An 11664-nucleotide genomic window follows, 5' to 3' on the forward strand; every position below is an offset into this window, starting at 1 on the left:
ATAGTTCTATCTAAAAGAAAGAGTGGTAACTATTTTAGCCTACTTCAATATCCCTGAAGAAAGGCAAACATGGAAACTGAAACAATTATCCATAATGGCAAAAAGGTCATTAAAAAAATCAAAAAAGATAAATCCATTTCATACACGCTAAAAGGAGCATTTCTTGGTAAAGATGTTAAAACTGGCAAACAGGTCACAACAACTATTACTGCAAAAACACTTAAGCAACTTGATAGAGAAGTTATTCAAGCTCGCTTAGAATTTGAAAGAAATGGATTTACTCGAAAAGAGAATGTATCTATTAATACGCTGGAAGATTTAGCCGAAGCTTGGTTTCAATCTTATCAAACTTGGGTTAGCTCGCATAACACATTAAATAGAGTGAGGGGTTACCTAGATAATTATATTATCCCAAAGTTTGGAGAGTATAAACCAGATAAAATAGAATCTGCCGATATTCAACTATGGTTAAATGACCTAGCAAAAAAATCAAAAAAATCAGTTGAATCTGGTGTGAAGCGTGCAAATAAAGGATGTGCAAAAGATTTCGGTGCTGTCATCCATAAGTTGAAAGATATTTTTGACTATGGCATTACTAACTATGGTCTGACCTCTAATCCTGTCAACACTATCAAGATTCCACCCAAGCCCAAGTCTAGCAAGCAACGTATCATGGTTTTACATGATGATAGTCTCGCTAGATGGCTTAATTATCTTGAAAGTTTAGATAACAGTAGAGCCAATCGACGGTTTAAGTTGATTTGTAACACACTCTTAGCTTCAGCCTTGCGTATAAATGAGTTACTGGCATTAACAATTGATGATTTGAACTTCGAAGAATCCTCTATTAGTGTCAACAAAACATTACTTTGGAAAACCGCTAACAAAAAGACTGGAACAAAAGGGACAGTCGTCTGTAAAGCAACTCCAAAAACCGATGCAGGCAATCGCTCTATTCCAGTTCCTTTATCTATACTGGAAGAACTTCGAGATTTTCACAATGAAATGAACGAATATCTTAAATTACACAATAGACCTGAAACAAAATTGATTTTCCCAACAATATACGGAAACTATATGTGTGATAGAAACGAGCGAACAACTCTCAAGAATAGATTAGCAGGTCTAGGATTACCAGATTATGGTTTCCATTTATTCCGACACACTCATGCTTCAATGTTGCTCAATGCTGGCACAAACTGGAAAGAACTCCAAGTCAGAATGGGACATAAATCAATTTCAACCACAATGGATACTTACGCTGAATTAGCACCACAACGAAAGTTAGAAGCTGTGGGTATTTATCTTGATAAAATTGCTGAACTAACGCAATAACTACTCTACCATTCACTCTACCTTTTACTAAGGAACATTAAAAAAACGTTGATATATAAACGTTTCTAACAGCTAAAATAGAAAATATTTAACCTTTACGGAGGTTAAATAAGGTTTCATTACATTTCAGTGCAAGCTGAAAAAGCTTGATTTTATGCGATTTTTGAGATGTTGAATTTCACTACAAATCATTTAAAATCAGTTTTATGGCAACCTTTATAGCAACCTTTTTTGAAATTAAAAAAAGAAAGTCATCAATCGAAGAATAAAAACTCTTAGAATTTTTCTAGGAGTTTTTACTTTCTCTTGGAACTTTTTCTTGATAAGTGCTATAATAAAGAAAAAGGGAGTTGGTCTGCAAACCAACTCCAATGTAGAACCGTTAAAAAGACGGTGGCTCGTATAACAGATTTAATCCGTCCTACTCGCTCAAAAGTGGGGACGGATTATTTTTTGTCCTTATCTTTGAAGATTTTATAGCACAAGCTAATCAAAGTAATGGTAAAGCTACCAAAACCTAAGATAGTCTGCACGACTTCAAAAGCGGTCAATCAATGCTCCCTCCTTTCCGTCAGATTTTGATGAGTTGCCCATAGGCATCACCTCTCTTTCGGTTTCAGGAGCCACCGTCTTCACTTTTCTACGTTTATTATTATATCACAGTGTAAAAACTCTTCCTACAATTTAGTAAGAAGAGTTTTCTTTTTATCTAGTTTTTCTGCGTTTGTTTGTAACACTCAACCCAAGACCAGTTTTTGTGCCAATACCACCCACTGCTTGAGCTTTATTGTACTCGATAAGATTCTTAGCAGTCACACCATTATGAGTAGTCTGAGAAGTTAAAGTAGAATAAACATCTTTATCTGTTGCCAAACCTTTAGAGTAATCTTTAATAACTTTAACAAACTCATCAGTCATATAAGGCGCATAAGGAGAACTTGTAACATAGTAGACATCCTCAGATGTTGTTTCTGTCACTTCTTTCCCCTTTTTAGCTTCATCAAGGTTGACCCTGTACAGCCTTAACTTCCTCAGTTTTACTGTCAAGAGCAGACTTAGCAATCCAAAAAGCATCTTTTTTATCTGTTTTTTGACCAGGGATGGCTTTCATATGTGCTGGATTCGCTAAAATAAGCTCAAAGTCTTGACAGAGCGCATGCCAAACGGGTTTCCAATAGACTCCTGTACTTTCCATGCCAACAGCTTGTCCTTGAAAAGATGTGAGAAAATCATGACATTGTTGTAAACCTTCTGTCGTTGTATCAAAGCGAGCCTCTTCACGTTTGGGACGAGTACTAGTGAGCTAGCCGTGTAAGATACAGACAGCTATCATAGCTTGGCGAATATCTATGCCTGCACAAGATGTATAGATGATATCCATAGTCGTTTCCTCCTAACTAATGATGAGGACTTGTCTCTCTAATAGTAGTCGTATTTTTATACTCATGCTTCTTAGGCGATATTTTGGGGTTCTCGTAGATAGAGTGGATTAGTTTGTCCCTCGATAGATTTTATCATTAAGTTATCAACCACAAAGCCCTCACTAAGAGTATAGCACTTAGCGAGGGCTTTGCCTATTGGTTGTCATTGTTTTGTGGGTGTGGGATCTCCACCATCGTGATGGTTTGTCCCAGACTCTTTTTATTTATTTTTACTCATTAAACGATACGTGCACATGGTCGTAATGGTTAGCTGTGATACCACCGCGGTCAGGCATTGGGTTCCATGTATAAGCAGGTCCATAGATACTTGGCCATGGTGAATAGAATTTTTGCTCCCAAATAATGTATGAGATATTACGAGCTCCCATCGTATCAACAGCATATTGTGCAACTTTATCACCTAGGTCAGAACCAACTGGTACCATAAAGTCAACAGCAAGCCCTTTACCGTGATCTCCTGAATCTCCTGGACGGTATAAGCTAAATGACGTAATGCCATAAAGACCTGCAACTTCTTCTTTATAAGCAGCAACATGTGGTTTCAAACCAGCATTTTCTGGTTTGGATACGGCTGATGAAGATGGTGCTACCGCAACTGTTGTCGCTTCAGTTGTTGTTTCAACCGCTTCTGATACAACCGTGTAAACTTCTGGTGCTGGCGCTTGTGACGTTGTTGGAATTGAAGTCTCTTCTGCTGTAACAGCTTCTGTGACAGTCTCAACAACTGACGTAGCCGCAATTGTTGTCTCTTCGGTTGTTGTCTCCACTACAGCTACTTCTGTAGTTTCTTCTACTATTGGAGTAGTCGTTTCTCCTTCTGTTTCCTCTGAAACAGGTGCTTCAGAAATGGCTTGAGTGGTTTCTTCTGGTTTAACAGTAACTTCTTCAGTAATAAACGCTTCTGTTACTTCCTCTACAACTAGAGTTGCCTCAGATGTGTTAGGTGTTACTTCTGTCTCATTAATCACTGTCACTGGGATTTCATCAACCACTTCTGATACAGCCCCAGTAGATACTGGTGGTGTCACTTCAACGGCTGTTAATTGATTATTAGCATCATAGCTAAGTTTCAAGACAGTATCTGGGAAAATCAAATCCAAATTAGAAATCTGATTGATTTGAGCTAAGATATACATATCCACGTCCGTTGCTGCTGCAATTGTACTGAGCGTATCACCAAATTTAATTGTATAAGTTTTACTATTACTCGTTTTGGCGGCATCAGCTTGAATTTCAGCTATTGTACGCGGAGTCCAATTAAGCGATGAGTTTTCTTGAGCACTAACTTCCATACCAGATACTACAAAAAGAGTAGCTACTGTCGTCGAAGTAACCAACGTTTTTTTAGTTAATTTCATGTGAATATTTCCTTTTTCAATTAATAACTACACCCATCATATCATAAAAGGAGCATGAAAAGTTCAAAATAGTCTCCTATTTTTGACATTTAATCTTGCTGTCTCTAAATTGTAACAGTCTGACTTTTTTTGTAAAAATCAGCGCAATCATTCCAACCTACCTACCATAGCATAACCACCCCTAACGATTACTTACCTTGTAAAATTTCAACAAAGCGATTGGTAAACTGTGCTGTCATTCCCCAAAGGTTTTCTCCCACGTGTTCATAAAAGGGAATCTTTCGATTTTGATGACCAAAACGATAATTTTCCCCCTGATTGATTCGCTCAAAAGGAAAATCAGAATCCTTACGAAAATCTGCTTTCAATTTGTAATAAGTAGGGGCTGTTTCCAAAAGCTGGCGCAAAGGAATGGTAAACAGCCTTTCCACTTCATTATTAGGCGTAATAGCACGCCAATTTTCAATCATTAGATGTCCTATAAAACAATGAATCTCCCTGTCTTGATAAACAAAATAATCAATTTCTCCAACAAGCTCAATGACATCAGCAGACAAATTAAGTTCTTCAATCGTTTCACGAACCGCAGCTTGAGAAAAGGCTTCACCAGCCTCCACGCGCCCACCTGGAAAAGCTACCTCACCCGGCTGAGAAATAGTGTAACTCCTAATTTGGTACAATACCTGCCACTCGTCATTTTCCCAAATCAAAGGAAGTAGCACTGCATAGTGTTTAGTCACACCAAGAGGCTTTGCCGTATAGCCTTCTAACTTTTCTTTTATCTTATCCATCATGTCTTTTATTATAAAAGTTTTAGTCGCAAATGTCAGAAAAATAACTTGTTCAAAATTATATAAAATTTTTACACATAAATCATTGACTTTTTTTCTTTATAGGTATATATTTTATATATAAAGAAATCACATATCAGAAGGAGGGGCCTTATGTATTTTCCAACTTCAGCTATTCTGATTGAGTTTCTCATTTTGGCCATCGTCGAAAAGGAAGATTCCTATGGATACGAGATTAGCCAAACCGTCAAACTCATCGCAAACATAAAAGAGTCCACGCTCTATCCTATCCTCAAAAAACTAGAAAGTGCACACTTTGTCACGACCTATACCCAGGAGCACCAAGGACGTAAACGCAAATACTATGCCATTACAGATTTAGGGCGAGCTCAAGTGTCTTTTCTAAAAGGAGAATGGCTGAGCTACACCACAGCAGTCAATGATATTATCGAAGGGAGATTAAGACATGACAAGGACTGAGTACCTAGCGGAGCTAGAAAAAGAATTACGGCAGCTCCCCAAAAAAGATTTTCAAGAAGCCATGGATTACTTCACCGAATACTTTGACGAAGCTGGTCCAGAAAACGAAGCCGACCTTATGGCTGAATTAGGCACACCACAAGAAGCAGCCAGTGATATCCTAGTAAATGTTATCGGCAAAGAAGACTTCCAATCCAATAAATTCTTCAAACGCCCACGTAGTGGTAAAGAAATTGCTCTTTTGGTTGGTCTAATCCTGATGGCATCACCTGTATTATTTCTTGTAGCTGGTGTTCTTCTAGGTCTTCTCTTAGCAGCTATAGCCTTACTCATTGGACTAGCTGGATTTGTGATTGCCATGATTATCTTGATCGCCTGCCTCTTACTAACAGGTTTCCTTCTCTCTGTAGCAGCCATTATCATCGCCTTTGTGACACTCGGAGAAAGCCTAACTATCTTTAATAGTTCTTGGCCAGCCATGACCATGGGCTTCGGTGGATTCTTTGCAGCAATCGGTGGCGGCGTCCTCATTTTCCTACTCAGCCTCTATTTAACAAAACTCTACGGCAGAGGTCTTATGGCTTTTGGAAAATGGCTGAGCAACTCACTTAAAAACCTCTGGAACAAGCGCAAATGGAGGAAATCTCATGAATACTAAATCAAATACCAAATGGAAATATTTACTCTTCTTTGGCCTAGGAAGTGTCGTTGTCGGACTTTCCCTCCTAGCCTTCGGAGCAGCTACAGGCGGTATCGAAGGCATCAAAGATAATACCAAGGCAATCAAAGAAGTCAAAACGTTTGATAAGGTGAAAACTTTAGACATCAATAGTTTTTACAATCTGACGATTAAAGCAGGTGATGTTGATAACGTAACAGTGACCTACTATACACATAAGAAATTTAGACCTAGACCTCTACTAAGTCAATCTGGAGACACCCTTTCTCTAAGCCAAGAGGTACCTAATACATTTGTAACAGGTTTTATGGAAACTGGTGGTTACCTTCTCAATGAACGTACTGGAAATCAAGATTATACTGAAACAATTATCACCGTCCCAAAAAATTTAGTCATTGAAAACTTAAACGGTCAATTCAATTTTCATCATTCACAGTTAATCGATTTAAAAATTAAGAATATCAATGCACGTGGCATAAGCTATCTTGACAATGTGACAATTAACAATGGGACAATAAGTACTTACAGTTCTCAAATTGATAACAGTCATCTCAGCAATGTCACTTTTGATACTGATATTAATCATTTATCCTTTCATAACAGCACCGTTGAAAATAGTACATTTGACAACTTTCACGCCAGTCTATCTTTGGAAAACTCTCACTTCAAAAATGTTACCTTCAAGGCAACACAGATTGATGATTCAGAAATAGAAGATCAAGACGAAATTGAAACTGACTATTGGTATGATCAATACGATAATCCTCTCTATGGACATCTTAGTATCAATAGTGGAACGCTAGAAAATGTTACTTATACAGGGGCAGGTGAGTTAATAGGCCGCAATGTCAACTTAATTGGTAAAATCAATCTTTCTGGCACTTTTCTATCAACCGATTTCAAATTAACCTCAGAAATCCTAAAATCAACATCTTTGGAACTCTTTGCAAGCAATGGTACGATTAGTATTGACAATGAAATATCAAAAAATGCTAATGCCGTTACTAATACTACTGACAGTAGCTATCAGAAAAAAATAGACAAAGCTAAAGCAGACTTGATTATTAAGAGTAAAGGTGGCTATATTTCCATTCGATAACAAACAAAAATAGGGACTAAGCAAAAAGTCTTAAAAACAGAAAATAGCTTAGAATGATGTTGTTAAGAAGCGTCACTCTAAGCTGTTTTATATTATTTTAGTTTTTAAATATAGTTATTTGAATTAATAATAGGACATAGATGAATCATTTTGATAGGAGTTAATACTATTAGTTATTCCACGCTTTGTCCTAATCTATTTTCAATTTACTATAGTAGTCTTTTTTAGATAAATTGTCGCAGAGTTACAATTCACTTCCCTTCAATAAATGGTTGTTTCCTAACGCCCTATTACTGGTATTTTCTGCAATCATTACAGGCGGTGAAACCGTCACAACTAGCACTTTCTGAAGTGGTGAAAGAGCAGAAATTTTTAGCTGAGAAAAAGACTACTAGGGACGAGCTAGTAGCCTAAATACAAAAATTCTTTCGCTTTGATTATATCATAGGAAGGTAATTTTTGCACTCTTTTTAATTTTCGTATAAAACTCGATTTTTAACCTTTCCCATAAAAATTGAATAGTATAAAATAGCTTAGAATAGACGTTTCTTAATGATTTTATCTAGGCCATTTATTTTTTAAGACTTTTTGTCCAGCCTCAAGAGAGGTGAAATTGTCCAGTGGACAGTTTCAGACTGAGCTTATAAAATGGAACTCCACAGGAGGTCGCTTCCGCCCCACACTACATTAGGACAAGTGCTAATAAAAAATACTAAATACATATTGTTTAATTTTTAACAAGCATATTAGAAATTAAGCTGTGTCCAACCTCTTAAATTTTACAATAAAAACAATTTAATCTAGCCTAAGCTTAACATTTGAATAGCCAAGGGAAGTCAAGATTTCAAAATGGCGACTGCTTACCATTTCTTTTTATGTATCAATTGAAACCATAGATACGTCTGACAACACGGTAAACCCCATTAGCCACCTTACGACTTGGAAATACAGACGGTTTTACTAACTGTCCAAGAAGGCCATTACGGATTTCACGATAGAGTTTTGGATTCGTTTCTTTGATGTAATCCCAAAGTTCTTGCTTTTTAGCCAAATGTTGAGGTTTGCCTGCTCGATTAAGAAGAGCCGATGAAATCACCGTCGTAATTTCTAAATGATTGAGCAAATAAGTTCTTAGCTTTGGATGATCAAGCGTCTCCTCATCAAACTGATCAACCAACAGCTTGTTAACCTTCAGTTGTTGATCAATCCGTTTAATCATGACTTTCTCATTAACCGACTGATCTTCACGACCAATAAAGTAACGATAAAAATCTACAGGTAGATAATACATATTCTGAACAGCCTGTAAGGGTGTAAAGACAAACAGATTATCAACATAAAATGTGTGTTCTGGTAATTCAAAATGTACTTCACGCAAGAGCTCTGTTCGATAAATGAGAGAATGCATCATCATGTATTGACCTTTTGAAAAATCACCAACCTCATCCCATCCAAAAACACGCCCTTCTGGTAAGATACCATCATAGCGCATGCTTTTTTTACGAGAAAGGCCCTCTTTTTCATAAACAAAATTAGAAATAAAAGCGTCTACAGGTGCCTGTTCTTCATTCAAACGATTAAGGGTCTCTAAAATCTTGAGATAGGCCCTGCTATCAACCCAGTCGTCACTGTCAACAACTTTAAAATATTGACCTTTGGCCTCATGAATCCCTGTATTAACAGCACCACCGTGTCCTTTATTCTCTTGATTAACCAAACGAACATTCGTAAATTGTGCCTCAAGCTGAGCTCCAACTAACGCTGTCTCATCACTCGAACCATCGTTAATAATCAAAATTTCAACCTGATTGCCACCAATAACTAAGGAATTCACACAATAGTGTAAGTATTCACTCGCATTATAAGATGGAATAGCAATAGTTAACAACGTCATACGATACTCCTTTGTAACCCTTATCATACTCAATGAACATCAAGAGATACCTAGCAAGCCCAAAAACACACTTTCACAAAAGAGGCCCACTAGCATATCATTCTAATTTTCAAAAAGCCTTAAAAGGTTAAACATACGCCTTTTATAGTACCATAATTACACTTTTTTTGCTACTAGGCTCTTGTCCGTTTGACGTTTTTGTCGAAATGCTTTAACCGTTTGACCAAGACCTCGGAAAAAGTGGCCATTAACAATCGTTAAAATTCCTTCAACCATAGCCATATTAATGGTGCCACCAGTCATTTTTGCAAGTGCTCGGAAAGGCATATTGTAAAGAAAAAGGAGATTAAGATCAGGTTTACCTTTCTTTTCAGCTCTATTAAGAAGAATGCGTAAAATACTTGCTACAGCTCGTGCCAACCAACTCTTAGCATAAGCCATTTGAGATAGGGCATCATTAAGACGAAGTTCTTGTCCTTTCTGCCAATTTTCCTTTGGCACAGGACGTCCCAATAGACGAGCAAATTCGGCATCAGAAACGGTTAAAATATCCACTTCAGCATAGCTTGGTAAGTCAAGCTCAGGAAGATTAGCCGTTGTACCTTCTTTATAGAGTTGCCCTTGTAAAGTGATCTTAGAAACATTTGTACCAATCATAATACGATAAGTCCCTGCTTCCACTTCAAAACTACTAGTCAAGGTATTATAATAACGGAAAGTTTTATCATCAAAAGCAATGAAGACTTCTTTGCTCTCACCTGGTTCTAGATAAACTTTAGCAAATCCTTTAAGTTCTTTGCTCGCGCGGTAGAGTTTACTTGTATCAATACCTACATAAAGCTGAGCAACCTCACTTCCTGCAACACTTCCAGTATTTGTTAGAGTAAAACGGACGCCATTTTCCTCAACAATCAAATCATTGTAAGAAAAATCTGTATAGCTTAGACCAAAACCATAAGGGTACTTAACAAGGGATTTCGCTGTTTCAAAATATCGGTAACCAACATAAAGCCCTTCACGATAGATCGAGTAGTCACCTTCAGCAGGATAATCTGCTGATGAAGGAACATCAATAATGGCTAGAGGATAAGTCTCACTGAGTTTACCACTTGGATTATACTTACCTGTCAGCACATCTAGCATGGCACGCGCCCCCGCCTGTCCTGATAGATAGCCATGTACTAAACCTTTTACCCTGTCATCCCAATTCAAATCAATAACTGAGCCCGCAGATAATACTGCAATAACCTTATTTGTAACTTTAGAAATCTCATCAAGCAACCGTAATTGATTTTTAGGAAGAGAAATATGACGGCGATCAAGTCCTTCACTCTCACTGATTTCGTCAAGCCCTAAATAAAGGAGAACAACATCTGCTGTCTTAGCCACATCAATGGCCTCTGTTAAAAGAGCCTGATTATCCACATCCGTACGCTCATAACCTTTAGCAGTTCCTACTACGTCAAGATCATAGTCTTTGATAACATCAACAGTTTTATCAAGTTGTGTGGGATTGATAAAAGAAGACCCGGCTCCTTGATAGCGAGGTTCAAACGCAAATTCACCAATGAGAGCCACTTTTGTTTTAGAAGCCAAAGGTAAAATCCTATCCTCATTTTTCAATAGAACAATACTATTACGTGCTGCTTTTTGGGACAATTGATGTTGTCTCTCTGTATTAACGGACTTCTTGCTAGTTTTAGAAAGTTCTAAGACAACTGTTAGTAACTCATCCACGCGCTCATCTAAAATAACCTCATCAAGTTGACCAAAATTCACAGCATTAATAATTTCTTTTTGACCAACAGTGCCAGTACTAGGCATCTCTAAGTGACTACCATTTTGGACACCCAGAACGTGGTCATTTGATCCTCCCCAGTCTGAAACAACAAATCCATCAAAGCCCCACTCTTCACGAAGAATATCACGTAAGAGGTGACCGTCTTCATTAGCATAGGAGCCATTGATTTTATTGTAGGCCGTCATGATGGATTTTGCTTTTCCTTCTTTAACCGCAATTTCAAAACCAGTTGTGTAGATTTCACGGAAGGTTCTTTCATCAACGATTGAATCTGATGACATGCGTTTCCATTCTTGACTGTTAGCAGCAAAGTGTTTTGGACAGGCCGCCACGCCATTTGATTGGATACCTCGAATCATAGCAGCTGCCATTTTTCCTGCTTGATAAGGATCTTCACTATAATATTCAAAGTTTCGTCCACACATTGGGTTGCGTTTGATATTAAGTCCTGGACCAAGAACGACATGTACCCCTAATTGACTAGCTTCTGCTCCTAAAGCAGTACCAACTTCTTCTAATAATGCTTCATCCCAGCTATTGGCTAAAGTTGCAGCTGTTGGAAAACAAGTGGCAGGAACTGAGGCATTTAGTCCCAGATGGTCACCTGCTCCTTCTTGCTTACGGATACCATGAGGTCCGTCGGATAAAAAGATTGATGGAATTCCTTTCTCTGGATAATCCTTCGTTTCCCAAACTGATTTTCCAGACATCAAAGAAGCCTTTTCTTCTAAAGTCAATTGTGAAATAATTGTTTGATGTTTCATTAATTTCTCCTATACACCTAT

At 37.6% G+C, this 11664-nt stretch carries 10 protein-coding genes and 1 pseudogene; 4 read left to right on the forward strand and 7 right to left on the reverse strand.

The features are described from left to right. Positions 1-69 precede the first annotated feature (69 nt). On the forward strand, positions 70-1335 hold the full coding sequence (locus GZ996_RS01765) for a tyrosine-type recombinase/integrase (RefSeq protein ID WP_162011197.1): 1266 nt from the start codon (positions 70-72) through the stop codon (positions 1333-1335). Between the two features lie 446 nt (positions 1336-1781). Here the strand turns inward: GZ996_RS01765 and GZ996_RS01770 are convergent, their stop codons facing one another. From GZ996_RS01770 to GZ996_RS01790, 5 genes and pseudogenes are all read right to left on the reverse strand, one after another. Beyond that, a complete protein-coding gene (locus GZ996_RS01770) occupies positions 1782-1886 on the reverse strand; it encodes a putative holin-like toxin (RefSeq protein ID WP_000123551.1) in 105 nt (34 codons plus the stop codon). A 154-nt stretch (positions 1887-2040) separates the two neighbouring features. Further along, complete coding sequence (locus tag GZ996_RS01775) at positions 2041-2313, reverse strand: hypothetical protein (protein ID WP_162011198.1); 273 nt, start codon at positions 2311-2313, stop codon at positions 2041-2043. Positions 2314-2335: 22 nt separating this feature from the next. Further along, a pseudogene (locus tag GZ996_RS01780) lies at positions 2336-2716 on the reverse strand (IS110 family transposase). A gap of 270 nt (positions 2717-2986) precedes the next feature. After that, positions 2987-4135 carry a LysM peptidoglycan-binding domain-containing protein gene (locus GZ996_RS01785; protein ID WP_162011199.1) on the reverse strand — a complete coding sequence of 383 codons (1149 nt, stop codon included), beginning with the start codon at positions 4133-4135 and terminating at the stop codon, positions 2987-2989. Between the two features lie 188 nt (positions 4136-4323). Continuing rightward, positions 4324-4926 carry an NUDIX hydrolase gene (locus tag GZ996_RS01790; protein ID WP_443255846.1) on the reverse strand — a complete coding sequence of 201 codons (603 nt, stop codon included), beginning with the start codon at positions 4924-4926 and terminating at the stop codon, positions 4324-4326. A 153-nt stretch (positions 4927-5079) separates the two neighbouring features. Between GZ996_RS01790 and GZ996_RS01795 the strand changes: the two genes are divergently transcribed. The 3 genes from GZ996_RS01795 to GZ996_RS01805 are packed head-to-tail and all read left to right on the forward strand — an operon-like array spanning position 5080 to position 7184. Then, on the forward strand, positions 5080-5406 hold the full coding sequence (locus tag GZ996_RS01795; protein ID WP_121835285.1) for a PadR family transcriptional regulator: 327 nt from the start codon (positions 5080-5082) through the stop codon (positions 5404-5406). After that, positions 5393-6064, forward strand: coding sequence for a DUF1700 domain-containing protein (locus GZ996_RS01800; RefSeq protein ID WP_161980366.1), 672 nt, complete (start codon positions 5393-5395; stop codon positions 6062-6064). The genes GZ996_RS01795 and GZ996_RS01800 overlap by 14 nt, the downstream gene beginning before the upstream one ends. Further along, positions 6054-7184, forward strand: a complete 1131-nt coding sequence (locus GZ996_RS01805; RefSeq protein WP_162011201.1) for a DUF4097 family beta strand repeat-containing protein — start codon at positions 6054-6056, stop codon at positions 7182-7184. The genes GZ996_RS01800 and GZ996_RS01805 overlap by 11 nt, the downstream gene beginning before the upstream one ends. 880 nt (positions 7185-8064) lie before the next feature. Here GZ996_RS01805 and GZ996_RS01810 read toward each other — a convergent pair. After that, positions 8065-9078, reverse strand: coding sequence for a glycosyltransferase family 2 protein (locus GZ996_RS01810; RefSeq protein WP_156805794.1), 1014 nt, complete (start codon positions 9076-9078; stop codon positions 8065-8067). A gap of 156 nt (positions 9079-9234) precedes the next feature. After that, on the reverse strand, positions 9235-11643 hold the full coding sequence (locus GZ996_RS01815; protein WP_162011202.1) for a glycoside hydrolase family 3 C-terminal domain-containing protein: 2409 nt from the start codon (positions 11641-11643) through the stop codon (positions 9235-9237). Positions 11644-11664 lie beyond the last annotated feature (21 nt).

Source organism: Streptococcus sp. S784/96/1 (assembly GCF_902729355.1).
Taxonomy (GTDB): domain Bacteria; phylum Bacillota; class Bacilli; order Lactobacillales; family Streptococcaceae; genus Streptococcus; species Streptococcus caledonicus.

Coding starts and splice junctions, on each gene's coding strand:
- GZ996_RS01795 (WP_121835285.1), top strand. CDS start 5,080: ATGTATTTTCCAACTTCAGCTATTCTGATTGAGTTTCTCATTTTGGCC.
- GZ996_RS01765 (WP_162011197.1), top strand. CDS start 70: ATGGAAACTGAAACAATTATCCATAATGGCAAAAAGGTCATTAAAAAA.
- GZ996_RS01815 (WP_162011202.1), bottom strand. CDS start 11,643: ATGAAACATCAAACAATTATTTCACAATTGACTTTAGAAGAAAAGGCT.
- GZ996_RS01785 (WP_162011199.1), bottom strand. CDS start 4,135: ATGAAATTAACTAAAAAAACGTTGGTTACTTCGACGACAGTAGCTACT.
- GZ996_RS01805 (WP_162011201.1), top strand. CDS start 6,054: ATGAATACTAAATCAAATACCAAATGGAAATATTTACTCTTCTTTGGC.
- GZ996_RS01800 (WP_161980366.1), top strand. CDS start 5,393: ATGACAAGGACTGAGTACCTAGCGGAGCTAGAAAAAGAATTACGGCAG.
- GZ996_RS01790 (WP_443255846.1), bottom strand. CDS start 4,926: ATGGATAAGATAAAAGAAAAGTTAGAAGGCTATACGGCAAAGCCTCTT.
- GZ996_RS01810 (WP_156805794.1), bottom strand. CDS start 9,078: ATGACGTTGTTAACTATTGCTATTCCATCTTATAATGCGAGTGAATAC.